Consider the following 25,651-nt stretch of genomic DNA (forward strand, 5'->3'; position numbering starts at 1 on the left):
TTGGCGCCACTGCCGCCGCCGCGTCGAGATAAGGAAGCACGGCCCGGCGCCTCCTCCTATTTCTTTTGCCTTACTTTTCAGACAAGTTGTCAAGCGAGCCAAAGCCTTGACTCGACCACGCAGTACCTCGATCCGTTGGCAGCAGCAATCCTGGAAAAGGGGCTGCGCGATGCGCTCAGGCAGAAATCCTGGGTTCTTTCGTCAAGCTATAGCAGGTAAACACCTTGTTCAACGCCGGCAAGGGCGCCACTTCCATTTCACCCACTGCGGGTTCCATGATGACCATGGCTACGGTGGCTGAGAGGTTGTCGTGGCTGCCGATGCGGGGCGGGCGGCAGACGGAGTAGGGGAGGCCGAAGTCGTCGAAGAAGGCGTTCTTCAAGTCCTGGCGGCCCAGCTTGTCTTGCTGGTTCAGCAGCTTGCGCACGCGCCAGTCGCGGTAGTGGCTGTCGGGTGATTGGGAAATGCCCAGATCCACCAGCTTGCTGAGCGCTACCGGACTCATCCAGTGGTTGGCGTGCACGATCAGGTTGTCGGCGCCGGGATAAATCGGAAACGATTCGTTGGTGGTGCATTCAAAGTCGATGCCGAAGCCCTGCGACATGCCCAGCATGATGTTGTTGGAGCAGGACTTGGGTGTGGCGGCGACGGCTTTCATGGCCAGCGAGAAAATCTCTTGTTCCAGCACCTTGCGGCGTATCAGCGACAGCGGCACGCCCAGTTGCTTGAAGTCGCGGTCTGATTCGAGGTAGTTGGCGGTGATGGACACGCCCGCGCTGTTGAAGCCGCTGCGGGCCAGCCCGCCGGCTTCGACAAAGGTCAAAAAGTCGGGGCCGTTGTCGTTGCGCACGCGCAGCACGACGGAGGTCTCGACGCATTCGGCGCGCCAGTCCCAGTTCTGGCCATGCAGCAGGTTGCCGTTGGCCGAACGCTCGGGCAGGATGAGGGCGCCGGTGCAGCCGTCGCCGGGTTCCTGGTCGGCGGCCTTGACCTTGTCGGCGCGGGCCTTGGCCAGCACCTCGGTGCGGGCGTTGATCATCACGATGTCCTGGAAGTCCACACCCGCGCCCTCGGCGATGCCGCGCATCTCGTCGATGTAGTGGGGTGCGAAGTTGCCGACTTCCTTGGCGAAGAAGTCGATCAAGCGCGCGCGTGCCTGTTCGCTGTAGCCCAGGTTGACCAGCGTCTGGCCGTACAGGCGCGCGCTGCCGCGTACCCGGTCAGCGGCCTGCCGCCCGTACTGCAGGCCGCGTTCATGCGGGCTGCCGGAGACGGAGATAAAGGGGAATTGTTCGATGTTTGCCATGCTGGGCTGCCGTAAGAAGTTGCGTGAAGAGAGATGACGACCGCCGCGAGGCGTGCCTGTCCATGCCTTGCGCGCGGGCCTGTGCGCAAGGCGGCCGAGAGGAAGCTGAAAAGACTTACTTGACGGCCAGCTTCGTATTCCAGAGCAGCGGCTTGCCTTCCCACACCGTGAAGCCATTCACGCGCTTGCGCACGGCCCAGGAATCGGTCACGTTGTAGAGGATGACCAGCGGCGTCTTGGCGATCATCAGCGCGTGCAGCTGGTCAAACAAGGCCTGGCGTTTCTTCGGGTCGGCTTCGGCGAAGCTCTGGTCGATCAGCTTTTGCGCGGCCGGGTCGTCCCACACCTTGCGCGGCTGCTTGGCCTTGTTGCCCGAGAACTGCTCATAGCTCAGGGCCGGGTCCAGGCGCGACGAATAGGTGAAGGAGCTCATCTGGTAGTTGCCGCTGTTGTAGCGGTCCAGCTGGGTGGCCCATTCGAGCACTTCGATCTGCGCGTTGATGCCGACGGCCTGCATCATGGCCTGGCTCATCACCGCCACCGAGAAGCTCGGCACATGGGCGCGCTTGTTGGCCTGAATCACGATAGGCTGGCCCTTGTAGCCGGCTTCCTTCAGCAGCTGTTTGGCCTTGGCCGGGTCGTGGCGGTAGCCTTTTTTCTGCGCTGCGGTGTAGAAGGCCGAGCTGTCCTGGATGGCCGAGTTGTTGACGCGGGCCAGGCCTTCGGACGCGGCCGCGACGAGCTGGTTCATGTCGAGCGACAGCGCGATGGCCTGGCGGATGCGCTCGTCTTTAAGAAGCGGGTCATTGGTCTGCATCAGCAGCGTGTTTTTGCCCGCATCCACAGCGGCGACCACGCTCAGGTTTTTATTCGCCTTGAGCTCCTGCACGTCGGACGAGGTGATCTGGCCGGCATCGATGGCGCCGGACTGCAGGCCGGCCTTGGAGGTCGACATGTCGGGCACGGTTAAAAATTTGACCTGCTCGACCAGCGGTTTCTTGAGGCCGAGGTAACCGTCTGGCTTGGTGCCGGGGGGCGACTGGTAGTCGGCAAAGGCGCTGAGCGTGACGTACTCGCCGCGCTTCCACTCTTCAAACTTGAAGGGGCCGGTGCCGATGGGTTTGTCCCAGCTGCCGTCTTCCTTAACGGATTTTTTGTGGAGGATGGCTGTCATGCCGCAGTCGGTGCGGGCCAGGTTGTCGAGGAAGACGGCCGAGGGTTTGTCCAGCTGCATGACCACGGTTTGTGCGTCAGGCGCGGTGACCGAGGTGACCTTGACACCGGAGCGGCCGTCAAATTCGCTGAGGCAGCGCCAGTCGGTCTTGGGGTCCATATAACGCTTCCAGCTCCACAGCACATCGGCCGAAGTCATGGACTCGCCGTTGTGAAACTTCACGTTGGTGCGCAACTTGAAGATATAGGTCAGGCCGTCGGGGCTGGTGACGATGGAGCGCGCCAGCAGCGGGCCGACGGTGCCGTTCTCGTGATAGGCAACCAGGCCTTCGACGATGTTGAGCACCACGCCGTCGGTGGTGTTGTCGCGGTTGACACCGGGATTGGTCGAGCGGATGTCTGCCGGCTGCGCGACCACGATTTGCGCCGTCTGGGCCTGGGCGGCGGTACAAGCCGCCAGCACGGCAGCGGCCAGAAATTTCAATCGAAGGGAAAGCATCAAAAGCTCCTTAAAGATCAGACTGGAATGGGGGTTATCGGGTTGATGAGATTCAAGGCGCCCGCCGGTGCATCGGGTTCGTCAAAACGCCACTTGAGTTGCATGCCGCCCTGGCCGGTGGGCGTGAGCGCAGGAATCGCGGAGAGCAGCTTGCGTGTGTAGGCATGTTGCGGGTTGTCGAACACCTCGTCGCGGCTGCCTTGCTCAATGATCTGGCCGGCCTGCATCACGATCACACGGTCGGCCACCTGTTCGACCACGCCCAGGTCGTGGCTGATGAAGAGGCAGGCAAAGCCGTGGCGTTCCTGCAGCTCGGCCAGCAGCGCCAGCACCTGGGCGCGTACGGTCACGTCGAGTGCGGACACCGGCTCGTCGGCAATCACAAAGGCCGGCTCACGTATCAGCGCGCGGGCAATCGCCACGCGTTGGCGCTGGCCGCCCGAGAGTTCGTGCGCGTAACGTTGCGCATGCCGGGGCTCCAAACCAACCTCATCAAGCATCTTCGCTACGCGCGTTTGCCGCTCGGCTGAAGAGAGGCCAGGAACCAGTCGCAGCCCTTCACCGACCAGCTGGCCAATGCTCATGCGCGGGTTGAGTGATGAATACGGGTCCTGGAAAACCATCTGGCAATTGAGCCGGTAGTCCAGCCAGCCCGCATCGCTGCGCGCGATCGAACGCCCGCGAAAACGGATGTCGCCTTCGGTCGGCTTGAGCAAGCCCGCAATCGCACGGCCCAACGTGGTTTTTCCCGAACCGGAGCCGCCCACCACCGCGACGATCTCGCGCGGGCGCACCACCAGGTCTATGCCGTGCAGCACGCGCTTGGCAGCGGACTTGGCAAAGAGGCGCCGCTTGCCGGGGTAATCGAACACGAGGTTGCGCACTTCGATGACGGGTTGGTCGTCGGCAATCGTGCGCGGGGCTTGCCGGCGCGGGATGGCTTCGAGCAGCTTGCGTGTGTAGTCCTGCCTGGGGCCAGCCAGCAGGGCGGCGGTGTCGCCGGCTTCGACGACCTCGCCCTGCTGCATGACGATCATGCGCTGGGTATAGCGCGCGACCATGGGCAGGTCGTGGCTGATCAGCAGCACGGCCGTATTGTGTTCGCGTGTGAGGCCGACCATCAGCTCGAGCACATCGCGCTGCACCAGCGCGTCCAGGGCAGTGGTCGGCTCGTCGGCGATCAGCAGTGCGGGCTCCAGCAGCATCACAGAGGCCAGCATCATGCGCTGGCGCATGCCGCCTGAGAATTCATGTGGCCATGCGGCGAGCGCGGCCTGCGGGTCGGTGATGCCGACGCGCGCGAGCATGGCCAAAGCCTTGTCGCGGCGCGCGGCCGGCGAGAGCTCGGGCCGGTGCAGCGCCAGGCCTTCGTCAAGCTGCCGGCCGATCGTCATCGAAGGGTTGAGCGAGGTCATGGGCTCCTGGAACACCATGCCGATGCGCGCGCCGCGCAGCTGTCGCAAACGCGCATCGCCGGCCGCCGCCATGTCTTCGCCTTCAAACAAAATGCGACCCGCGCTGCGCACCAGTGGCGGCGGCGTGAGGCCCATGATGGCGCGCGCCGCCTGGGTCTTGCCGCTGCCGGATTCACCGACGATGCCGACGATTTCGCCGGGCGCAACGGTGAAAGAGACATTGCGCACGATTTCGCGGCCGCCCTTGCCGATGGAAAGGCTGAGGCTCGAGACATCCACAAGGTGGTTCATTCGATGCCCCTCATGCGCGGATCCAGCAGGTCGCGCACCGCGTCGCCCAGGAAGTTGATGCCCAGCAGCGTGAGCGCGATGCACAGGCCGGGGAAGATGGAAAGGTAAGTCGCCTGCGCCATGAAGGGCCGGGCCGCGGCCAGCATATTGCCCCAGGTGGGAGCGGGCGGCGGAACGCCCAGGCCCAGGAAGGACAGCGAGCTTTCCGCCAGGATGACCCAGCCGAACATCGAGGTGGCAAGCACCGTGAGCGGTGCCACGCAGTTGGGCAGCACATGGCGGAACATGGTGTACAGCTCTGAATTGCCGAGCACGCGGGAGGATTCGATGAATTCCTTTTCGCGCAGCGACATCACTGTGCCGCGCACGATGCGGGTGACGGAGGGCGTGTACGCCAGGCCCAGCGCGAGGATGATGCCGTACTTGTTGGCGCCAAAGACAGCCAGCAGCGCCAGCGCCAGCAGCAGGCCGGGGAAGGCCAGCAGGGCATTGATGAAGGCCATGATGATGCGGTCGGTCCAGCCGCGCACAAAACCCGTCAGAACGCCGATGGCGGTGCCGATGGAGATGGAAAACAGGACGGTGAGGAAGCTGATCCACACGCTGTTGGAGGCGCCGGCCATGAGGCGCGAGAGTTCGTCGCGGCCGAACTCGTCGGTGCCCAGCCAATAGGTGACGCTGGGTGGTTTGAGGCGTGCCATGAAGTTGATCTTGAGCGGCTCGTGCGGCGTCCAGAAGAAGGCCAGTACGGCCGCCACGAGGATGAGGCCCACGATGAAGAGGCCGATCAGGGCCTGAGGGGTGAGAAATTTTTTCATTCGGCCAACACCCTGGGGTCGAAGATCGGATAGCAGAGGTCGATGACCAGGTTGGTGACCACGTAGATCACGGCGACCAGCAGCAGACAGCCCTGGATCACCGGGTAGTCGCGCGCGAAGATCGCGTCCACCAGCAGGCGACCCAGCCCGGGGATGGTGAAGACGGTTTCAACAACCGCCACGCCGCCCAGCAGGTTGCCCAGCACCAGGCCGATCAAAGTCCAGGTCGGGCCGAAGGAGTTGCGAAAGGCGTGGTGCACCAGCACAGCACGCTCTGACAGACCCTTGGCGCGCGCATGCGTGATGTAGTCCAGCCGCAGCACTTCCAGCGTGCTGGCCCTGGCCATGCGGATCAGCACGCCGATCTCATGCAGGAACAGCGTGAGGATGGGCATCAGCAGGTACAGCAGGCCCGACTTCCAGTCGTTCATGATCGAGACATAGCCGACCACGGGCAGCCATTCGAGCTTCAGGCCGAAGAAGAGCAGAAGCAACAGGCCCAGCCAGAAGGTAGGGATGGATACCAGCAGGGTGGCCGTGCCGACCAGCATCAGGTCGGGCAGGCGGTTTTGCTTCCACGCGGCGATCATGCCGGCGGGCACCGCGACCAGGGTGGCGAAGAGCACGGCAATCAGCACAATCTGCGCGCTGACCAGGAAGCGGCTCAACACAAGGTGCAACACGGGTTCGCCGGTGTTGATGGAAACGCCCAGGTCGCCGCCCAGCACGTGCCGGCCCCAGATGCCGAACTGCACCGGCCAACTCTTGTCGAGCCCGAGCTGGGCGCGCAGGTCGGCCAGGCGCACCGGGTCGGCGAGGTCACCCAACAGCAGCTGCGCCGGGTCGCCGGGGATGAGCCGGATCAGCACAAAGACCGCCACCGCGACGATCAGCAGCGTCGGTATGGCCATGAAAAGACGGGACAGCGCAAAACGCAGCATGGTCAGTCTTCAGGTTTGAGGTTGGCGTGACATCACTGGGCCCGGCCCGCCGCTTTTTTCCGGACGTCGCGCAGCACGGTCGCGAGGAAGTCCTGCACCGTGTCGACGCAGGCCAGGCCGTCGTGGGGAACGTTGTCGATCAGGTCCAGCGTGACGTTGACGCCGGCCTGCACAAAGGACTGGCGCAAGGTCTCCAGCCGCTCCGGGCGCGTGCGCCCCGCGTCGTTGGCGCCGGCCATGTAGAACTTGCCGCCTTCGCGGTGGGTGATCTCCCAGGTCTCCATGTCAGCCTTGCCGGCCACCATGTGCACCGGCAGGGTTTTGAGGGCCGCAAGGTTCAGCGGTTTGCCGAAACGCTTTTCGAAGTCGCGCACGCCGACCCACCAGTCTTGCTGGTTGTCGATGAGAGTCACCGAGCCTGGCGCGCCTATGGAAAGCGCCCAGAGGCGCTCGGGGTGCAGCAGGCCGAAGCGGTTGACGAACTGGCCGCCGCCGGAATAGCCAAAGAGCGCGAACTTTGAAAAGTCGCAACCGAACTTGAGGGCTACCTCGTCGACCATGCTGAGCAGGATCTGGTCGTAGCGGATGTCGGCTTCGCGCAGGTGCTTGAAGCCGTCGCGGTTGCCGTCGCCCTGCGGGCCGGCCGGAAACAGCGGGCACAGCACGATGCAGTCGTTCCACTTGGCGAATGCGGCGAAGGCGTCGCGGTATTCGGTGAAGGCGCGGCCGGTGCCGTGAACAACGACCACGAGCTGCATGGGCTGCTTTGACTCACCCAGGTGCGGAGGGGCATAGGTGCAATAGGAAAAGCGCGGGTCGGTGCGCGACGCAAAAATCGTGCTGTGGCCCAGGTCGTAAATGGCTGCCGCCCGTTTCTCACCAAATGAGAGTGGTGAAGCCGTGCCGGTATTCGCCAGGAGTGCATCAGACATAAATCATCGCCCCAAAAAACAAGCCAGACAAGCGGCCGGGCTGCTGCGGAAGAAGCCCGAAAAAGCCGCGCGTTTCGAGGGAGATGCGCCGTTGCGGCGGGAGACATGTGTCCGTCACACAACCCTGTTAAGCCGGATTGTTCTCCATCCGGTTTGAAAAATATATCTATATTATGTTTTGAGATGCTAAAGTTATTCTTTTGTATTGGGGCGGTGCGCGAATGAGCACGATCCGGTTTTTGAAGACCTTCCTGGTTGTCGCGCAGGGCGGCTCGTTCGCCGCGGCGTCCGATCGCGTCGCGCTGACACAGGCTGCAGTCGGGCTGCAGATGCGCGCGCTGGAGACCGAGCTCAAGACCGTGCTGTTCGAGCGTTCGGGGCGCGGCGTGGTGCTTTCGGACGCAGGCCGCGCGCTGGTTGCGCATGCGGAAAAAATTGTCGGGTACTACGACCAGATGCGCGAAGGCCTGGACGGCGAGGGAGAGATCGCCGGCACCGTGACGGTGGGCTCCATCGTCACGGCGATGGGGCTGCTCTCAAACACCGTCGTCAGGATGAAGCCGCTCTATCCGCGTCTCAATGTGCGGCTGGTCATGCAGGAGTCCAGCGGCCTGGCGCGCAGTGTCAGGAGCGGTGAGCTCGATGCGGCGGTCTTCGTCGACGACTCGCCGCAGGAGCGAAAGGGCATGCGCTGGACGCCGCTGTACACCGAGCCGCTGACGGTGGTCGCGAGTTCCCAGGTAGCGTCGCCGGGCAGCGACTTCAAAAAGCTGCTGCGTGAGCAACCCTTCCTGCGCTTTGACCGGCGCACGCAAAGCGGCATCCGCATAGAGCAGACCTTGCGCAAGCTGGGCCTGGTGCCGCAGGACTTTCTGGAGCTCAGCTCGCTCTCGGCCATCATCGACCTGGTGCGACAGAACGTCGGTGTCACCATCGTGCCGCATGTCAAGAACGCCGACTGGGCCAACGATGCGCTTCTGCGTGTGCTGCCGCTGCCGGGCCGGCCACCGACACGGCTGATCGGCATGCTGGAGCAGGGCAAGCGCGAGCACATCACCGCGGTGATCCGGCAGCATCTGGTTCAACTGCTGGCCGAGAAAAGTTCGGCGAGCGTCGCCAGCTCCGCATCGGGTGGCCCCAGGCCCCGGCAGAAACTTGCGCAGCGGCGCTGAACTTTTTCGCTACAGGCCTGTCAGACATCTTTTTAACGGAGGGAACCTCATGGCCTTTGCCCAAAACGACCAACTGACTTCACGCGCGCTTTCAGTCCTGCGCATTGTTTCTGCTTATTTGCTTATTCAGCATGGCACGGCCAAGCTGCTGGGCTTTCCCCACGTGGCTTATTTCGACGGGCTGCAGGTGTTGTCGCTGATCGGCTTTGCCGGGATTCTTGAGCTCTTTGGTGGTGCGCTGCTGCTTGTGGGCTTGTTCACGCGCCCTGTGGCGTTTGTGCTGTCGGGCCTGCTGGCATTTGCCTATTTCATGGGCCATGCGACCAAGGGCTTTGTGTTGTCGCCCATGCTGAATGGTGGCGAGTCGGCCGTGTTGTTCTGCTTTGTGTTTTTGTTCTTTGCTGCTGCCGGCGGTGGTGCATGGAGCGTTGACGCGCTGCGTTCGCGGAAGTAAGCAAGACGCCAATCTCGGTGTAAAGCCGGTGCATCCTTTGCGGGTGCGCCGGCTTTTTCACGCCTCACACCTTATGCGGCGCTGTTGGCTGTCTGCCTGAGGGCAGGCGGGTCTGGCTTCGCCGTTTGCCGTGAAGTCAGCAGGCACAGCGCGGGTGCCAGGGCGAACACGACGAACAGCCATTGCGCTGCGCCCGCCGTTCCGGGTACACCACCGGGGCTGGTGAGGCCCCCGAGGTTGGCGACCATGCCGGCCAGGGCCGCACCCATGGCGGTGGCAAACAGCTCCACTGTCATGATGGAAGAGGCAGCCAGGTCTTCTTCGCCGGGCGGCGCAATCTGCAGCACACGCGTGCTCAGGTGCGGCCAGGCGATGCCGACGGCAAAACCCACGGCCACCATGGCGGCGCAGATTGGCGCCAGCACGGGCCAGCCGCCATTACTGGGTGCGGGCATCAGCACAGCCATGCCCACCAGGCCCGCCAGTGCCAGCACTGGTGCAACGCGGATGGCCAGCCTGGCCCGGCTGCCGGTGGCGCTGGAGCTGATGAGTGAGCCCAGGGTCCAGCCCGCCGACATGATGGCGGCGAGATAGCCTGATACCAGCGGTGTCTGGGCATGCAGGACCTGAAAGAACAAGGGTGAAAAAATCTCGGTGCTGGTGACCGTCATGCCCAGCAGCCCCATCGCGAGGTAAAGGGCGCCCAGCGCCCCGGGGCGAAACGCATCCTGCGGCAACAGGCGGTTGGCGGCGTGCTTGTCGACGATGACCAGCAACGCGCTGAGCGCAACCGCTGCACCTACACCGGCCGCATTCCACATGACTTGTGTGCTGACGCTGCCAGCAGAAACGGCGAAGACCGCGCCGGCCAGCAGGAGCAACTGCATCCACGGTACGGATGTCGGCGGGCTGCTGATGGAGTTGTGCCGTGGAATCACGCAGACGGCGAGCACGGTGAACAGAACCGCCGCCGGAATGAGCGCGCCAAACGCCCAGCGCCAGGCATCCATCTGGGCAAACACGCCCCCTATGGCGGGCCCCACCAGTGTGGCCACGCCCCACATACCCGACAGCAGGCCGATGGCGCGGGACCACAAGGCCTCGTCATACAGCAGGCGAATCATGGCGTAGGGCAGGGCCAGCAGCAGGCCACCGCCAAAGCCCTGCACCACACGCCCGGCCAGCATGACGGGCATGGAAAGCGCCAGCGCACAGGCGAGCGAGCCCACGGCAAAGATCGCGGCGCCGAGCACATAGGCAAAGCGCGGCCCGAGCTTGCCCAGCACCTGCGTCGCCATGGCGGCGCTGATGATGGAAGCCACCACGAAGAGGGCGGTGTTCCAGGCGTAGAACTCCAGCCCGCCAATGTCGCGTACGACGGATGGCAGGATGGTGGTGCCGATGTAGAGGTTGATGGCATGTAGTGCGACGCCGCCGACCAGCGCCAGCGTGCGGATGGCATTGACGCCGGTCAGCAGGGCGATCCAGCCTGTGGGAGCGATGCCTGATGTGTTGCTTGAGGTGTTGTTCATTCCAGCGCCTCGGGTCCGAAGGCCAGCCCGTCAAGCTTGTCCGGGTTGCGCATGATGAAGATGTTGTTGGCCTTGCCTTCGTCGTTGTAGGCAAAGGTGATGGCGGCGGCGATCTCGCCGGTGCTCGTCCGCAGCTGGATGGCGCGGCCACCGTTGATCTCGCAGGGTACCCATTCGTAGTGGGCCCAGTAGCGGGCCAGCTGCGTCGTCAGCAGGGTGAGCACGCTGCCCTTGCCCTGGAAGATGCCTTCAACCGAGCTGACCTTGCCGCCGCTGTCGGTGCTCAGTGCGATGTCGTCCGAGAGCAGGCTGGCGAGTGATTCTGTACTGCCAGCGGTGATGGCTTCGCGGAAAGCGGTGAGCAGGTCGTCCTGCACCTTGGGCGGCGTCACGTGCCGTACCTTGCCCTGGGCGATGCTGGTGCTGGCGCGCGAGACCAGCTTGCGGCAGGCGGCTTCCTCCATGTCCAGCATCTCGGCCACTTCGGCATAGGGGGTCTCAAAAATCTCATGCAGCAGGTAGGCAGCGCGCTCTTTGGGCGTGAGGCGTTCGAGCAGCAGCAAGAAAGCCATGCTCAGCGACGAGGCCAGCAGGGCGTGTGTTTCGGGTGTGTCTTCGGTCTGGGTATGGATGGGTTCAGGCAACCAGGTGCCGACATAGTCGACCCGGCTGCGCTGCGCGTCGCGCAGCATGTCGATGCAGTGGCGCGTGCAGATGGCGGTGAGCCAGGCGGCCGGTGTCGCGATGCTCGCGTGGTCGGCCGCCAGCCATTTGATGAAGACGTCCTGCACGGCGTCTTCGGCATCGGCCCGCGAACCGAGGATGCGGTAGGCCAGGCCAAACAGGTGCCTGCGCCTTTCTTCAAATACGGCGGTGGGGTCGATGCTGGCCATGATGCGTAAACCTTAGTGTGCCGAGACCTGGATGCGGTTCCAGAGATTGATCATGCCGATGGTAGCGGTCAGAGCGCCAATCTCTTTGTCACTGAACGATTGACGCAGGCGGCCGCGCAGGCTGGCGTAGTCGGTCTTGTGGTCGAGCGTGGTCAGGGCTTCCGTCCAGGCCAGTGCGGCTTTCTCGGCTTCACTGAAGTCGTTGACATGCGCCCAGACGACGAGGCGGTCCAGCCTGTCCTGGGTTTCGCCGTCTTCACGGGCTTCCCGCAGGTGCATCTTGACGCAGAAAGCGCAGCCGTTGATTTGCGAGGCGCGCAGGTGAATCAGGTGGTGCAGTTTTTTGTCCAGGCCCTGGGCGCCAATGGTTTGACTGACCTTGAGCAGGGCGGGGTAGACATCAGGAATCGCGAGATCGATACGGACGGGGGCAGTGTTGGCGGAGGTAGCGGTAGCGGCAGTCATGGTGTTTCCTTTAAAAACAAGTTGAAAAGTTGGGTGTCACACCGTATTGACGATTCAGCTTTGCCGTTTGTGACGCGTTGTGACGCCTGCCTTCAAAAAAAGATGAAATAAATGAAAAATCGCCTGATCCCCAAAGGAATACAGGCGATAGCGGGCAAGCGCCTGTGCGCTCTAGCGTGGCGTGTTCAACAAGGTGTTCATCGCCGAATAGTCCAGCTTGGGGCCGAGCAGCGGCGACAGGTCCTGTTTCAGCAAGGCTTCGACACTGGTTCGGGCGTGTTCGTAAGCCAGCTGGAAAGGCGCCGGCCCCACGCTGAGGCGCCGCACACCGGCGGCCTGCAGATCGGAAATCGCCGGCAGCCCGGGCATGGCCATCAGGTTCAGCGGCAGGCTGACAGCCGCGCAGATTTCCTTGACCTCCGGCAACGCCGTGAGGCCGGGTACAAAGGCGCTGTCCGCCCCGGCTTGCTGGTACAGCTTGAGGCGGGCGATGCTGGCCTGCGCCGGTGTGCCTTCGACTTTCAGCTTGCGCAGGTAAACATCGGTACGGGCATTGATAAACAGCGGTGCGCCTTTGAGTGTGCTGCGTATGGCCTTGATCTTGTCGGCCAGCAGGGCTGGGGCGCCGCTGCCGTCTTCGAGGTTGATGCCCGCCGCACCCACGGCGACCAGCTCGGCGGCCAGGCGGCCTACCTCGGCGGGGCTCTCGCTGTAGCCGTCTTCCATGTCGACGGTCAGCGGCAGGCTCAAGACACGGGTGATGCGGGCGACGGCATCGAGCAACTCGTCGGGCGGCAAGGCGCCGCCATCGGCATAGCCGCAGGCCCAGGCCAGCGACGCGCTGCTGGTGGCGACGGCTTTGGCGCCGGAAGCTTCAAAGATTTTGGCACTGGCAGCGTCCCAGGCATTAGGCAGCAGCAAAACGCCGTGGGGCGCCTGGTGGAGTTGGGCGAATTGTTGGTGGTGAAGGACTTGCATGGCGGCTCCGTCGTTGTTGGCGGGATTGGAGAATCGAGGCGCACAGCTTAGCAAGCCGGGCTGAGGCGCCTGGCCATTTCCGTCCCTTTTCTGACCTATTTACTTCAGGTTACGCGCCGCGAAATTCCACCTCAAACCGGGCCAGGCCCGCGTAGTCAAACTGCGTGCGCTTTCCGAGGGGCAACGTCAGTACACCGGCATAGGAGCCGGTGATCACCGCCTGGCCCGCCAGCAGGCCGATGCCGCGTTCGCGCAGGAAATTGGCCAGCCAGTACAGCGGCGTGCGTGGGTCGCCGTTCGGGTGTGTCGCTTCGGCGGTTTGCGCGGGCTCCCCGGCGACTTGCCAGGTCAATTCAAATGCCGCCACATCGGGCCCGCACAGTTCTGGCCCCAGCCACAGGCCGTTGTTGACGATGCCGTCGGCCAGCAGTTCGGGAAAAGGCAGGCTGCTGTGGTCGGTGTAGCGGCTGGCGCAGATTTCCAGTGCGGCATGGACGGAACCAATGGCTGCATCCACCTCGGCCTCGGTGTAGGGCTGTGCGCGCGGGGGCAGGTCTTTGGCCAGCACAAAAGCCAGCTCTGGTTCAACCACTACGGCGGTGGCACCCAAGGGAAAGGGGACGGCGCAGATCGCTGCACGGTTGAGGGCGGGCTGGTAGATGGGGGCGGCCACCAGCTTGCCGGGGCTGGGCGGTGAAGCCTTCCAGCCGGCCACCGGCTGGCCCAGCCGGCGGGTGACTTCCTGCTGCACCTGCCAGCCGTCTTCCAGGTCGACAGGACGGCAGCTGTCGGGCAAGCGTGGGCCCGCCTTTCCCGTGGTTCGCCTTGCTATTAATTCGATAGCTGCTTGCGCAAGTTTTTCGGGGGGTAGAGGCATATTTCGCTTAAAAATCAGGGGTGTGAAGGTTTGGCTGCCTCCCGGGTGGCATGAAGGCAGTGTTCCGCAAGCGGGTGCGTTTCAGTGTAGCGGCGCACGCTTGGGGCCGAGACGTGTGCGTGCGCTTTTCCTCAACCCTCAGCGGGGCGCCTGGGCTTCTCGTACTTCCTTGTACTATTGACAGCTTCATACGCTTTTGTGTGCTGCCCTTCCTGTTCTTCCCTTCCAACATCATGAAAAACTCCCTGAGCCCTGCTTCCACCCTGCCTGTTGACGCCGCTGATGCCTTGCTGGTGGGGCGTGTCTGGATAGAAGGCACTGGCCCGGTGCTGGCCTTGGTCACACCCGACGGTGTGTACGACCTTTCCAGCGTTGCGCCAACCGCCAGCCAGCTGCTGGAATTGCCGGGTGTCGCCAGGGTTGTGCGGGCCGCTGCGGCGAAGCTGCCGCGACTGGCGGGCACGGCCGAAGTGCTGGCCAATTCCGCTGAGGATGCACATGACACCAAGCTGCCCTGGCTGCTGGCGCCATGCGACCTGCAGGCACTGAAAGCCTCGGGCGTGACGTTTGTCGAATCGATGCTCGAGCGCGTGATTGAAGAACAGGCGGGCGGCGACGCCAGCAAGGCTGACGAGGCGCGCAAGGCGGTGATCGCCGTGATCGGCGAGAACCTGGGCAAGATCAAGCCCGGCTCACCCGAAGCCGCCCAACTCAAAGACGTATTGATCGCAAAAGGCATGTGGTCGCAGTACCTGGAAGTGGGCATTGGCCCCGACGCGGAAATCTTTACCAAGAGCCAGCCGATGAGCGCGGTCGGCACGGGCGCCGAAGTGGGCATACATCCGGGCAGCGACTGGAACAACCCCGAGCCTGAAGTTGTGCTGGCCGTGAACTCGCGTGGCGAGACGGTGGGTGCGGCGCTGGGCAACGACGTGAACCTGCGCGACTTCGAAGGCCGCAGCGCATTGCTGCTGGGCAAAGCCAAAGACAACAACGCCTCGTGCGCGATTGGCCCCTTCATCCGCCTGCTCGACGAGCGCTTCACCATCGACCATGTACGCAGCAGCGACCTGAGCATCACCGTGACGGGACCTGAGGGCTTTGTGATGAAGGGCGGTAGCTCGCTGAAGAAAATCAGCCGCGACCCACTGGACCTGGTGGCGCAGGCCATTGGCCCCAACCACCAGTACCCTGACGGTTTCATGCTCTTCCTGGGCACCATGTTTGCGCCCACGCAAGACCGCCATGGCCCCGGCCAGGGCTTTACCCACGTGGTGGGTGATGTGGTGACGGTGGCCACGCCGCAGCTGGGCAGCCTGGTCAACCGCGTCACCACCTCCGACAAGGCCGCGCCGTGGACCTTCGGCATTTCGGCGTTGATGAAAAGCCTGGCCAAGCGCAGGCTGCTGTAAAGAAGGAGAGGGCGGATGCATACCTCTGCATTGGTGCTGTTTTCCGGCGGGCAGGATTCCACCACCTGCCTGGCGCAGGCGCTGTCGAAATACGAACGTGTCGAGACGGTGGCGTTTGACTACGGTCAGCGCCACAAGGTGGAGCTGGAGGCGCGGCTCAATGTGCTGCGCGAAATCAAACAGCAGTTTCCACAGTGGGCCCACAAGATTGGTGAAGACCACCTGCTGGATCTCGCGGTGCTCGGGCAGGTCAGCGACACCTCATTGACACGTGACGTCGCTTTCAAGATGGAAAGCTCGGGCCTGCCCAACACTTTTGTGCCGGGGCGCAACCTGCTGTTCCTCACGCTGGCGGCCGCGCTGGCCTACCGGCGAGATTTGCAGGTGCTGGTCACCGGCGTTTGCGAAACCGACTTTTCGGGCTACCCCGATTGCCGCGACGACACCATGAAAGCCATGCAGCTGGCGTTGTCGCTGGGCATGGACAAACGCTTCCTGATCGAGGCGCCGTTGATGTGGATCGACAAGGCCGACACCTGGCGGCTGGCGCATGACATCGGTGAAAAATCCGGCGAGCCCAACGGCGGCGAAGCGCTGGTCAACCTGATCGTGGAACACACCCACACCTGCTACCTCGGCGATCGCGTGCACCGGCATGCCTGGGGCTATGGGTGCGGGACGTGCCCGGCCTGCGAATTGCGGGCGCGGGGCTATGCGGGCTATAAAACCACCCCCGTCCAGGCTCACTCCATGTAGCCTGTTCCCCCCTCGAGGGGGCGGCGCCTGCGGCCCGGCAAAGCCGGTTCCGCGGCCCCCACTGGTGAAATACCCCCAACTGGTAGTGCCCAGAGAATTCTTCAAGCCAGCTTGAGCCGTGGAACCGGCTTTGCCGGGCCACAGGCGGGCGGCCCTCTCGGGGGGCAGGGAGCTACACGAAGTGAGCGACCGTGGGGGCCTAACTCTCGACGATGCTGCGGGTGACAAGCGGGGGTTCTTCGCCCAGGTGAAATCCGAGTTTGCGTTCGCGCAGCGCCACGTCGCTGGCCGTCACGCGGTCAAAGCGGCGCAGGTGCTCGGTCCATGACTCGTCAATGATCTGCTCGATGTAGTGGCCGGGTTTGTTGACGTCGCGCAGCAGTTCCCATTCCAGCGCGCCCTGGCGCAGGCGGCTGCGGCGGCTTTCCTGCATCAGCGCGCGAAAATCGTCGGCGCGCGCCATGTCTATCTGGTAGTGAATCCTCACCACCACGCGGCCTGCACCAGGTGGCTCTTCGGCCACTGGCGCCTTGAACTGGCGCGACGGCGTCAGGTCTTCTTCAATGCTGAGGTCCGACACGAGGTACTGCGCCACCATCATCACGATCGAGCCGCTGGCGGCAGCCATCAGCAGGCCGGTGGATACGCTGGTGAGGCCTGCCACGTGGCCCCAGAGCGCCGCACCCGCTGCGCTGGCGCCCATGATGGCCATCTGGTACATCGACATGCCGCGCGCGCGCACCCAGTCGGGCAATGACAGCTGGGCCGACACGCTGAGCGAATTGGCGCAGGTTATCCAGGCCATGCCGTTGAGCAGCATGGCCGGAACGGCCACATACACATTGGGCGCGAAAGCCATGGCGGCGGTGGATGCCGTCTGCAGGAGTGTCGATCGCATTACGAGCACGTCGCGCGGCATCATCTGGCGCAGCCGCGCCAGGTTCAGCGCCGCGATGATGGCGCCTGTGCCCATGGAGGCCAGCAGCAGCGTGAAGGTGCCGGCGTCACCGCCGTGCAGGCCGCGCGCCACCAGCGGCAGCAAAGCCAGCAGGGCGGTGGAGTGAAAAAAGAAAATGGCCACGCGCAGCAGCACCGCACGCAGGCGCGCCGACTGGCTCACAAACTGCAGGCCGACGCGCATGGCGCTGACCAGGCGCTCGCGCCCCAGCGGGCTGGGCGCGTGGTCGCGCCGCCAGCGCATGATGACAAAGCCCGAAATGACCGACAGCACGGCGTTGAGTACGAACACGTATTCGGTGCCGGCGCCGGCAATCAAAGCGCCGGCAACGAGTGGGCCGACGATGCGCGACGCGTTCATCGAAACACCGTTGAGCGCCAGCGCGGCGGGCAACTGCACGCGGGGAACCAGCTCGGGCACGATGGCGGCAAACACCGGCCAGCGCATGGCCAGGCCCACGCCGTTGGCAAAGGTCAGCGCCAGCAGCAGCGGCGGCGTCATGACATCGGAAATCACGGCGATGCACAGCAGCGTGGCCACCACCGCCACCCAGAACTGCGTCATGATGAAATAGCGGCGCCTGTCCAGGATGTCGGCCAGCGCGCCGCTGGGCAGCCCGAGCAAGAAAACCGGCAGTGTGGAAGCCGACTGCACCAGCGCCACCCAGAGGGGCGAGGTGGTCATGGAGGTCATCATCCATGCGGCCGCCACATCGTTCATCCACATGCAGATGTTGGCGACCAGCCAGGTGCTCCACAGCATGCGGAACACCGGGCGCTTGATGGGCGCCCAGGCGGAGAGGGATTCAGCCGTTACCGGCTCGGGGGTTCTTGAAGCTTCCTCGGGCATTCAGGGCGCTTCCTGTGCGGCACGCTGGTTCAGCGTGAACAGCGCGGGTGAGCCTTCGGGCAGCTTTTCGAAAGCCCAGGTCTTGTTGTGAAAGGCTGCCACGTTGGGGCGGTGGGCGATCGAGATGATCGCGCCTCCCGATGTTTTGACGAGCGCCAGCAAACGTTCATACAGCGTTTTTTCAGCTGCCTCATCGAGCGCGCTGGTGGCTTCGTCCGCAAAAATCCATTTGGGTTTCTTCAGCAATACCCGAGCGATGGAGAGGCGCTGTTGCTCACCGCCAGAAAGCTTTTGACTCCAGGCGTCTTCTTCGTCCAGCCGTGCGGCCAGGTCGGGCAGCAGGGCTTCATTGAGGGCTTGCTTCAGTGTGTCGTCGGTGTAGCCTGCCGCCAGTTCGGGGTAAGCCAGTGCATCGCGCAAGGAGCCGTTCGGGAAATACGGACGCTGCGGGATGAACATGGCGTTTTCAGGTCGGGTGATACGGCCGGTGGCAAACGGCCAGATGCCTGCCAAAGCGCGAAAAAGGGTGGACTTTCCGCTGCCGGAAGGGCCTCTGAGCAGAATGTGATCGCCGGCGTCGGCATGCAGTTCGACGCCTGTCAGGAGAACGGTTCCGGTCGGCAGGGCCAGATTGAGGTCGCTCGACGTGAGCGATGTGGACGCACTGGTGACCAGGCCGACGTTGTCTTTTGCCTGCGCAATCATGCTGTCTTCGAAGCTTGTCAGGCGATCTGTTGTCGCGCGCCAGCTGGCGAGATTGTCGTAGTTATCCACAAACCAGCTGAGTGAGTCCTGAACCTTGCCGAAGGTCGAGGAAATCTGAATCAGCTGGCCAAGCTGGATTGCTCCGCCGAAGAAGCGAGGTGCCGCAACAAGGAACGGAAAAATCAAGGCAGCCTGGCCGAAGAAGCTCTGGAACCAGATGAGTTTTTTGTTGGCGCGTATCAGGTTCAGGTAGTTCGCCAGCACCGTCGTGAAACGACCATCGAGCTGGCTGCGCTCCACCGCCTCGCCATGGTCCAGCGCAATGGATTCGCTGTATTCACGCGCCCGTACCATGTGGTGGCGAAAATTGGCTTCGTAGCGCTGCTGCAAGAAGTTGAGTTTGATCAGTGGCCGACCGATGTAATGCGCCAGCACGCTGCCGACCAGGCAATAGGCCACCGCGGCCCAGACCATGTAACCCGGGATGAAATAGCTGCTTCCGCCCAGGGTGAAGTCCAGCGGACCCGACTGAACCCAGAGAAGGCCGACAAAACTGACCAGCGTCACGACCGCATTGAGCAGGCCCATGCTCAGTGTGATCGTGGAGGTGGTGAAAGACTGCACGTCTTCCTGAATCCGCTGGTCCGGGTTGTCCGGGCTGGCGTTGATGTCGGTTGTCGCCGAATAACGCGCGAGCTCCATCTTGTAGAAGGCGTGGTGCGACAGCCAGCGGCGCAGGTAGTCGCGTGTCATCCACGCGCGCCAGCGCATTTGCAGCAACTGTGTCAGGTAGAACTTGTAGACGGCGATGATGATCGCGCCAAAGGCCAGATAGCTGAATCGGCCCATCTGCTGCCAGAAGACGATCTGGTCGCGTTTTTCAAGTGCGTCATAAAACACGCGGTACCAGTCGTTGAACTGCACTGCCATGTAAACCGTGCCGAGGTTGAGCAGCACGATGGCCACGAGAAGGCCGCGTGCCTTCCATTTTTCTTCGGACCGGAAGTAAGGGGCGGCCAGTGCGGCTATCCGCCTGGCAAAAAGACTGAATGCGGCAAATTTTGCGAAAAGACTGGACGGATTCATGAAAGCCCTTTCGCGGCTCAGGAAAGCTGGTTGGAAACACCGCTGGCCACGTGGCCCGAGGGCACATGCTGCGAGGCGGAGTGCACGTGACCGGTCTGGTCGTCGAAGAAAAAGTCGGGCTCGAATTCGCGCAGGAATTCGCCTTTGGCGAGACCCCCCAGGAACATGGCTTCATCGACCTCGATGTTCCAGTCCATCAGCGTGCGGATGGCGCGTTCATGCGCGGGCGCGCTGCGGGCGGTGACCAGGGCGGTGCGTATGCGCATGTGCGAGGTGCCGACCTGCTGCAGGCGGTGCAGTGCTTCGAGCAGGGGCTTGAACGGGCCGGCCAGCAGCGGCTGTGTGGCCTTGTCGCGTTCGTGCTGCTGGAAGGCTGACAGGCCCTGTGCCTGGAAGACGCGCTCGGCTTCGTCCGAAAACAGCACCGCGTCACCGTCGAAGGCGATGCGCACTTCGTTGGGGTGTGCATCGCTGGCGCGCACCGAATGCGGATACACCTGCGCGGCCGGCACGCCTGCCAGCAGGGCGTCACGTACATCGCTCAGATGGGCGGACAGGAAAAGATTGGCGTGCAGGGGCTTGAGGTAGCGCCAGGGCGCCTCGCCGCGGTTGAAGGTGCCGCGTTCTATCTTGAGGCCGTAATGTTGGGCCGAGCGAAAAACCCGCATGCCGGAGACGGGGTCGTTGCGCGAGAGGATCACGACTTCGACGCGCTGGGTGGGTGCAGTGGGGCTGGCCGCTTCCCCGGCGCTTTCGGGTACCTCGTTGAAGGCCAGCAGTTTTTTGACCAGCGAAAATGCTACGCCGGGCTTGGCCGGAACATCCAGGCGCTCGAGTTGCAGCTTCATGTAAGCCGCGTCTTTTTTTGCACCGGGCACGGGCTCGGCCGTCATGCCGGTTTCGAAAACCTGGTTTTCTTCTTCAAAGTCAAACAGCGCGCGTGACGAGATCGCCACCACGAGCTGACCATCCAGAGTTGCTGCCATTTTTTGCCTTGCCGTTTCAGTTCGTTTGTTGAGATGGCTTCTTAGCGCTAATTGCCCAGACGCGGCGCAACACCAGCAGATGCCGCGGAACTGGCTTTGCCAGGCCGCAGGCATCGCCCCCTGCAAGGGGGGAGGCGGCTACACGAAGTGAGCAAGCAACGGGGGTGTTCATACCAGCTCCAGTGTGCACCATTGGCCGTAGGCCGGAGCTTTTAGAGGCCAGTCGCTGGCGTGCATGATCTGACGCACGCCAAGGCCAATCAGTTCCACGGCGCGTATGACGCCCGCGTGGGTAATCCACAGTGTGTCGGCCTGGCCTTGCAACTCGTCAAAGGCCGAAGCGACGCGTGCCATGACCTGGTGAGTGCTTTCGCCGCTGCCGCCCACGGCGTATTGGGCAAAGCCGTCCGTCCAGGCTTGCAGTTCGGCGGGCGTGATGTCCTGCCAGGCGCGGCCTTCCCAGGCACCAAAGTCCATCTCCTGCAACCGCGGGTCGCTGGTGCAAGCCAGGTCGGGGCGCAGTTCGCGCAATGCTTGCGCCAGCTGCACACATCGCTGCAAAGGGGAGTGGGCGACCCGTGTGCCGGCGGGAAGCAGCTTGGCTAGCGCTTGCGCGCATTCGACGGTGGCCGCCGCATCGGCCGCTACGTCCTGCCGGCCGTAGCAAATGCCGGCTTCAACCAGCGGTGTTGCGTGGCGGGCCAGCCAGAGCTTCATGGCTTACTGACAGCCTTGGTCGGGCAGCGCCTGCAGGTCGGTGCAGATGATCTGCTGCTCCTGCACGGGGACCATGGTGGCGGTGGACGGAAGTGATGCGGTGGTCATGGAGAGGGGCTGCTGCGGTGGCTGGAGAATGGCGGAGTGCATGCTGTGCGATCCGTGCGATAAGGGTCCGCCATGCCCCGTGGTCTATTCTAGAGCGGCACAGGCGCCGGCGCGGCGAGCCTCTGCGCCACCGTGGGGCGATCTCTGGAACTGCTTGCAGAACCGGCTGTCTGTGACACCCCTCGCCGAACTTGCTGTGCCGTCAAGCCGCTAAGCGGCGTGCTGCAGCATCAGGTCAAGGTTCTGCACTGCCGCACCCGAGGCGCCTTTGCCCAGGTTGTCGAACACGGCGGCCAGAAGCACTTGCCCGTGCTGCGGGTTGGCGAACACGGCCAGCCGCAGCAGGTTGGTGCCGTTGAGCGCCTGCGGGTCCAGGTGCTGCGTGGCCTGAACGTTCTTTTGCGCCATCACCTCCACATGTACGGAGCCTTCGTAGTGCTGATGCAGGCAGGCTTGCAACTGATCGGCAGTGACGCCCGCTGGCAACTGCCGCAACAGCAACGGGATCGTGAGCACGATGCCCTGGCGGAACGAGCCATAAGCCGGCAGGAAGAAGGGCCGCTGTATCAGGCCTGCGTGTTTCTGGATCTCGGGGATGTGCTTGTGGGCCAGCCCCAGGCCGTACACCTGGAACATGGGCGCATGCGATGCATCCGCACCTTCATGCGCATTCACCTGCGCGCGGCCGCCGCCGGAGTAGCCCGACACCGCATGGATCGCCAGCGGATGGTCGGCGAGCACGAGGCCAGCCTTCACTAGCGGCAGCAGCAGGGCGATGGCGCCCGTGGGATAGCAGCCGGGGTTGGTGACGCGCCGCGCGTTGGCGATGCGCCGGGACTGCTCCGAGCTCATTTCCGGGAGTCCGTAGACCCACTGCGGATCGGTGCGGTGCGCGGAGCTGGCATCGATCACGCGCACGGCCGGATTCACGATGGAGGCCGCTGCTTCGCGTGCAGGCCCGTCGGGCAGGCACAGCAGCGCGATGTTGCAGGCATTAATGGCTTCTGCACGACGCGCTGGGTCCTTACGGTCCTGCTCGGGCAGCGTGAGGAGGCTCAGGTCGTTGCGGCCTTGCAGGCGTTCGTGAATCTGCAGGCCGGTGGTGCCCTGATCGCCATCGATGAAAACAAGGGGTGCGCTCATGCGGTGCTCCTGGTGGGGTGAATGGCTCGAGCCAAAGAAAGAAGAATGACGAATCTTCAGCGACACCTTAGAATTTGAAAAGTTGAATTTCATAACCATCAGCATCAGATTTACTGAACGTCATGCGCGAACTCAACCTGGACCGGCTGCGCACGCTGGTCACCATCGCACACTTGGGCTCGTTCGCCGAAGCCGCGCGCGTGCTGCATCTGGCGGCGCCCACGGTGAGCCTGCACGTAGCCGACCTGGAAGCGCTGTGTGGCGCCCCTCTGCTGGTGCGCAAGCGCGGTGAAGTGCGTCCCTCGGGCGTGGGCGAGGCACTGATTGAACGGGCGCGGCGCCTACTGGCCGATGCGGACGAGGCAATGGATGTAGTTCAGCGGCAGGTGCAGGGGTTGGCGGGCCGTGTGCGGCTGGGAGCCTCCACGGGCGCGATTGCCCACTTGCTGCCGCAGGCCCTGGAGGTGCTGGGCCGGAATCATCCCGGCATCGACGTGCAGGTGGCAGTGCTCACTTCGCAGGACACTATGACGCGCCTGGCGAATGGATCGCTCGACGTGGGCCTGGTGGCGCTGCCGCAGGCGACGGCGCAAGGGGTGAAGGTGCAGCCCTGGCGGCGGGATCCGGTGATGGCCTTCGTGCCGTCGCCCTGGGCTGTACCCCAGCGTGTTACGCCGAAGTGGTTGGCGGCTCAGCCCCTGATTCTCAACGATTTGGGCACCAGCCTGTCGCGGTTGACCGCTGAGTGGTTCGCACTGGCGGGGGAGCACCCCAAGGCGCGCATCCAGCTCAACTACAACGACGCCATCAAGAGTTTGGTGGCCGCCGGTTACGGCGCCACGCTGCTGCCGCACGAGGCATCGTCCACCACGCCGCTTGACCCGCGCATCCGCATGCTTCCGTTGCGCCCCGCGCTGTGGCGGCCGCTGGGCATCGCGCACCGCGCGGGCCCGGTGGAGCGCGCGACGCAGCATGTGCTGGACGTACTGTGGCAACAGCGGCAGCCATGGTCATAGACTGATGGCCAGGCCCAGGTAAAAAGCGATTTCGCAAACCTGCTGGGTGGCGCCCAGGCAGTCGCCGGTAAAACCCTGCAGCCGGCGTTTGAAGAGGCGGCCCATCCACAGCAGTGCGAGCACGGAAAAGCTGCAGGCGACGATGAGGTTCATGACGTCGAGCACGAAGGTGGCCAGTGCCAGCGCGGCAAGGCACCAGGAAAAACCCACCAGCAGGCTGCCGGGGGAGATCTGGTCCGCCAGCGGCTTGGATTTGGACTGGGCGGTGTCGCCCACGTGCGGCAGCAGGTAAATCAGCAGCAGCGGCAGGCCGCGCGACATGATGTGGCCCGTGCACAGCGCGGCGCAGACATACCAGCTGCCAAAGGGGGCTTCCTCCCAGTCACCCCAGCCGGCGGGCGCGCCTTCGACCGAGCCGAGGATGGCCAGCAGCGCGACCTTGCTCAGCAGGGCGAGCACCAGCGCCATGGCGCCAAAGGCACCCACGCGCGAGTCTTTCATGATTTCGAGCGCACGGCCTTTGTCGTGACTGCCGCCCAGGCCGTCGGCTACATCGGCAAGGCCGTCTTCGTGGAAGCCGCCCGTCAGCAGCGCGGTGGCGGCAGTGGAAAACGCCGCGGCCACCAGCGGCGAGAACGTGGTGTCGGGTAACACCGCATGAAACAGCGCGTACACGGCGGCGGCAAACAGGCCCACCAGAATGCCGACCCCAGGGAAGTGGCCGGCACTGGCGCGCAACAACTCGGGGCTGTAGCCCACCCAGGCGGCCAGCCGCCCTGTGATAGGGATGCGCGTGAAGAACTGGACGGCGAGCAGGAACTCGCGGACAAACAGGGTGATGGATGTCATGCGAGGCCCATGGTGGTTTATGCGTCTTCCCGCCCGCTCACACCGGCAGAGTCAAAGCTCGCCATTTCATTGAGAAAGCCGGCCGCCGATTGCACCAGCGGCCAGGCCAGCAGCGCGCCCGTGCCTTCGCCGAGGCGCAGGCCCAGGTCCAGCAGCGGTTGGGCTTTCAGGTGCGCCAACAGCAGGCGATGGCCGTGCTCGTCGGAACGGTGGCAAAACACCATGTAGCCCTGCACCGCGGGAGCGAGCGAGCGGGCCACCAGTGCTGCCGCCCCTGCGATGAAGCCGTCGACCAGTACCACGCGGCGCTCGCTGGCGGCCTGGAGCATGGCGCCGGCCATCATGGCGATTTCAAAGCCGCCCAGGGCGGCCAATGCATCCAGGGGCTGCGTTGCGTCGGCGTGACGGGCCAGCGCGCGCGCCAGCACGGCGCGTTTGCGTTGCAGCTGCTGGTCGTCCAGGCCGGTGCCGCGCCCGGTGGCGTCGTCGATGCTGATACCGGCAAGGCGTGCCAGCAGCAGGGCGGCAGGCGAGGTGTTGGCAATGCCCATTTCGCCAAACGCCACCACATTGCCGGGTAGCGATTGCAGGATGTCCATGCCCGCCTCGAGCGCGGTGTGGGTTTGCAGTTGCGACATTGCGGGCCCGCTGCAACTATTTTGGGTGCCGTGGGCGATCTTTCGCAGCAGCAGCTGCGGGTGCACCGGCAGGTCTGCGGCCACACCGGCATCCACCACGTGCAAGGCAAAGCCGTGCTGGCGCGCGAAGACGTTGATGGCGGCGCCGCCGGCCAGCATGTTGCCGACCATTTGCACCGTGACGGCTTGCGGAAAGGCCGAAACGCCTTCGGCGGCGATGCCGTGGTCGGCCGCGAAGACCACCATTTGGGGAGCTTGCAGCGAGATGTTCTCGCTTTGCTGGATCAGGCCCAGCTGCAGCGCCACACTTTCGAGCAGGCCGAGCGCGCCCAGTGGCTTGGTTTTGTGGTCGATCTTGTGCCGTAGCCTGGCCTCCAGCGTGAGGTCGGCAGTCGGCTCAATCGCGGGCAGGAGAAGGGGCGGAAAGTCGGATGCGTTCATCGGTGATTTGTTTAAGGCAGGCGGGGCAGAAGCACGACAGCGCACTGCCTTCCGGTTGGGGAGTTCGTTCAGAGGGCACGGGCATGATGTGCGGCAGTTGCACGCACCAGCATTCAGCGTCTCCTGCCGCCATGCCGCAGCGCAGGCCGGCGCCGCAGCGGGGGCACACCGAGGTGTCGGCCTGGGCAGGTGTTGGCGGGGGTGCGGCCTGTGGGCTCATGGCGGATGGGCTTGTCGGCTC

Annotated in this window: 25 protein-coding genes; 5 read left to right on the plus strand and 20 right to left on the minus strand. The window is 63.9% G+C overall.

All coding sequences use genetic code 11. From position 1 onward, the window contains the following. Positions 1 to 175: 175 nt before the first annotated feature. The 6 genes from ACXJKE_RS21210 to ACXJKE_RS21235 all read right to left on the minus strand — a co-directional run bounded on the left by ACXJKE_RS21210 (position 176) and on the right by ACXJKE_RS21235 (position 7,375). Entirely contained in the window at positions 176 to 1,306 is a 1,131-nt protein-coding gene (locus tag ACXJKE_RS21210) for a C45 family autoproteolytic acyltransferase/hydolase (protein ID WP_457282567.1), read from the minus strand. Positions 1,307 to 1,421: 115 nt separating this feature from the next. Beyond that, a complete protein-coding gene (locus ACXJKE_RS21215; RefSeq protein WP_457282568.1) occupies positions 1,422 to 2,978 on the minus strand; it encodes an ABC transporter substrate-binding protein in 1,557 nt (518 codons plus the stop codon). 17 nt (positions 2,979 to 2,995) lie between these two features. Then, positions 2,996 to 4,684, minus strand: coding sequence for an ABC transporter ATP-binding protein (locus ACXJKE_RS21220; protein WP_457282569.1), 1,689 nt, complete (start codon positions 4,682 to 4,684; stop codon positions 2,996 to 2,998). Next, on the minus strand, positions 4,681 to 5,502 hold the full coding sequence (locus ACXJKE_RS21225) for an ABC transporter permease (RefSeq protein ID WP_457282570.1): 822 nt from the start codon (positions 5,500 to 5,502) through the stop codon (positions 4,681 to 4,683). Before ACXJKE_RS21225 ends, ACXJKE_RS21220 begins: the two co-directional genes overlap by 4 nt. Beyond that, on the minus strand, positions 5,499 to 6,443 hold the full coding sequence (locus ACXJKE_RS21230; RefSeq protein ID WP_457282571.1) for an ABC transporter permease: 945 nt from the start codon (positions 6,441 to 6,443) through the stop codon (positions 5,499 to 5,501). Before ACXJKE_RS21230 ends, ACXJKE_RS21225 begins: the two co-directional genes overlap by 4 nt. Before the next feature lie 32 nt (positions 6,444 to 6,475). Beyond that, a complete protein-coding gene (locus ACXJKE_RS21235) occupies positions 6,476 to 7,375 on the minus strand; it encodes an alpha/beta hydrolase (RefSeq protein WP_457282572.1) in 900 nt (299 codons plus the stop codon). Between the two features lie 221 nt (positions 7,376 to 7,596). Between ACXJKE_RS21235 and ACXJKE_RS21240 the strand changes: the two genes are divergently transcribed. Further along, positions 7,597 to 8,547 (plus strand): LysR family transcriptional regulator, encoded by a 951-nt coding sequence (locus ACXJKE_RS21240; protein WP_457282573.1) that lies wholly within the window; start codon positions 7,597 to 7,599, stop codon positions 8,545 to 8,547. 49 nt (positions 8,548 to 8,596) lie between these two features. Then, entirely contained in the window at positions 8,597 to 9,001 is a 405-nt protein-coding gene (locus ACXJKE_RS21245; protein ID WP_457282574.1) for a DoxX family protein, read from the plus strand. A gap of 71 nt (positions 9,002 to 9,072) precedes the next feature. Here ACXJKE_RS21245 and ACXJKE_RS21250 read toward each other — a convergent pair whose 3' ends face one another. From ACXJKE_RS21250 to ACXJKE_RS21270, 5 genes are all read right to left on the minus strand, one after another. Then, complete coding sequence (locus ACXJKE_RS21250) at positions 9,073 to 10,533, minus strand: MFS transporter (RefSeq protein WP_457282575.1); 1,461 nt, start codon at positions 10,531 to 10,533, stop codon at positions 9,073 to 9,075. Further along, a complete protein-coding gene (locus ACXJKE_RS21255; RefSeq protein ID WP_457282576.1) occupies positions 10,530 to 11,426 on the minus strand; it encodes a sigma-70 family RNA polymerase sigma factor in 897 nt (298 codons plus the stop codon). Before ACXJKE_RS21255 ends, ACXJKE_RS21250 begins: the two co-directional genes overlap by 4 nt. A 12-nt stretch (positions 11,427 to 11,438) precedes the next feature. Further along, positions 11,439 to 11,891 (minus strand): carboxymuconolactone decarboxylase family protein, encoded by a 453-nt coding sequence (locus ACXJKE_RS21260; protein WP_457282577.1) that lies wholly within the window; start codon positions 11,889 to 11,891, stop codon positions 11,439 to 11,441. Between the two features lie 171 nt (positions 11,892 to 12,062). Next, positions 12,063 to 12,869, minus strand: a complete 807-nt coding sequence (locus tag ACXJKE_RS21265) for an isocitrate lyase/PEP mutase family protein (protein ID WP_457282578.1) — start codon at positions 12,867 to 12,869, stop codon at positions 12,063 to 12,065. A gap of 109 nt (positions 12,870 to 12,978) precedes the next feature. Beyond that, positions 12,979 to 13,746, minus strand: a complete 768-nt coding sequence (locus ACXJKE_RS21270; protein WP_457282579.1) for a 2-keto-4-pentenoate hydratase — start codon at positions 13,744 to 13,746, stop codon at positions 12,979 to 12,981. A gap of 233 nt (positions 13,747 to 13,979) precedes the next feature. Here ACXJKE_RS21270 and ACXJKE_RS21275 point away from each other — a divergent pair, with 233 nt between their 5' ends. After that, positions 13,980 to 15,158, plus strand: a complete 1,179-nt coding sequence (locus ACXJKE_RS21275; protein WP_457282580.1) for a fumarylacetoacetate hydrolase family protein — start codon at positions 13,980 to 13,982, stop codon at positions 15,156 to 15,158. 15 nt (positions 15,159 to 15,173) lie between these two features. Then, positions 15,174 to 15,914, plus strand: a complete 741-nt coding sequence (gene queC, locus ACXJKE_RS21280; RefSeq protein ID WP_457282581.1) for a 7-cyano-7-deazaguanine synthase QueC — start codon at positions 15,174 to 15,176, stop codon at positions 15,912 to 15,914. A 199-nt stretch (positions 15,915 to 16,113) separates the two neighbouring features. On the opposite strand, the gene ACXJKE_RS21285 is transcribed toward queC, so the two are convergent. The 6 genes from ACXJKE_RS21285 to argC form a co-directional block, all read right to left on the minus strand. Next, entirely contained in the window at positions 16,114 to 17,721 is a 1,608-nt protein-coding gene (locus ACXJKE_RS21285; RefSeq protein WP_457282582.1) for an MFS transporter, read from the minus strand. After that, the gene (locus tag ACXJKE_RS21290) at positions 17,722 to 19,512 is read right to left on the minus strand and encodes an ABC transporter ATP-binding protein/permease (protein WP_457282583.1); all 1,791 of its coding nucleotides are present in this window, start codon (positions 19,510 to 19,512) and stop codon (positions 17,722 to 17,724) included. Between the two features lie 17 nt (positions 19,513 to 19,529). After that, a complete protein-coding gene (locus ACXJKE_RS21295; protein WP_457282584.1) occupies positions 19,530 to 20,498 on the minus strand; it encodes a 5'-nucleotidase in 969 nt (322 codons plus the stop codon). A 168-nt stretch (positions 20,499 to 20,666) separates the two neighbouring features. Further along, on the minus strand, positions 20,667 to 21,215 hold the full coding sequence (locus tag ACXJKE_RS21300) for a histidine phosphatase family protein (protein ID WP_457282585.1): 549 nt from the start codon (positions 21,213 to 21,215) through the stop codon (positions 20,667 to 20,669). Between the two features lie 3 nt (positions 21,216 to 21,218). Next, complete coding sequence (locus ACXJKE_RS21305; protein WP_457282586.1) at positions 21,219 to 21,365, minus strand: hypothetical protein; 147 nt, start codon at positions 21,363 to 21,365, stop codon at positions 21,219 to 21,221. A gap of 168 nt (positions 21,366 to 21,533) precedes the next feature. Then, positions 21,534 to 22,466, minus strand: coding sequence for an N-acetyl-gamma-glutamyl-phosphate reductase (gene argC / locus ACXJKE_RS21310; RefSeq protein WP_457282587.1), 933 nt, complete (start codon positions 22,464 to 22,466; stop codon positions 21,534 to 21,536). 122 nt (positions 22,467 to 22,588) lie between these two features. Here argC and ACXJKE_RS21315 point away from each other — a divergent pair, with 122 nt between their 5' ends. Continuing rightward, positions 22,589 to 23,482, plus strand: a complete 894-nt coding sequence (locus ACXJKE_RS21315; protein WP_457282588.1) for a LysR family transcriptional regulator — start codon at positions 22,589 to 22,591, stop codon at positions 23,480 to 23,482. Here the strand turns inward: ACXJKE_RS21315 and ACXJKE_RS21320 are convergent. Genes ACXJKE_RS21320 through ACXJKE_RS21330 form a run of 3 tightly spaced genes read right to left on the minus strand, consistent with a single transcriptional unit; the run spans position 23,477 to position 25,630 of the window. Beyond that, the gene (locus ACXJKE_RS21320; RefSeq protein WP_457282589.1) at positions 23,477 to 24,331 is read right to left on the minus strand and encodes an adenosylcobinamide-GDP ribazoletransferase; all 855 of its coding nucleotides are present in this window, start codon (positions 24,329 to 24,331) and stop codon (positions 23,477 to 23,479) included. The two genes, ACXJKE_RS21315 and ACXJKE_RS21320, sit on opposite strands and share 6 nt — an antisense overlap. A gap of 17 nt (positions 24,332 to 24,348) precedes the next feature. Next, complete coding sequence (cobT, locus tag ACXJKE_RS21325; RefSeq protein WP_457282590.1) at positions 24,349 to 25,410, minus strand: nicotinate-nucleotide--dimethylbenzimidazole phosphoribosyltransferase; 1,062 nt, start codon at positions 25,408 to 25,410, stop codon at positions 24,349 to 24,351. Next, a complete protein-coding gene (locus tag ACXJKE_RS21330; RefSeq protein WP_457282591.1) occupies positions 25,367 to 25,630 on the minus strand; it encodes a cysteine-rich CWC family protein in 264 nt (87 codons plus the stop codon). The genes cobT and ACXJKE_RS21330 overlap by 44 nt, the downstream gene beginning before the upstream one ends. Positions 25,631 to 25,651 lie beyond the last annotated feature (21 nt).

It is taken from the genome of Polaromonas sp. P5_D5, assembly GCF_054049435.1.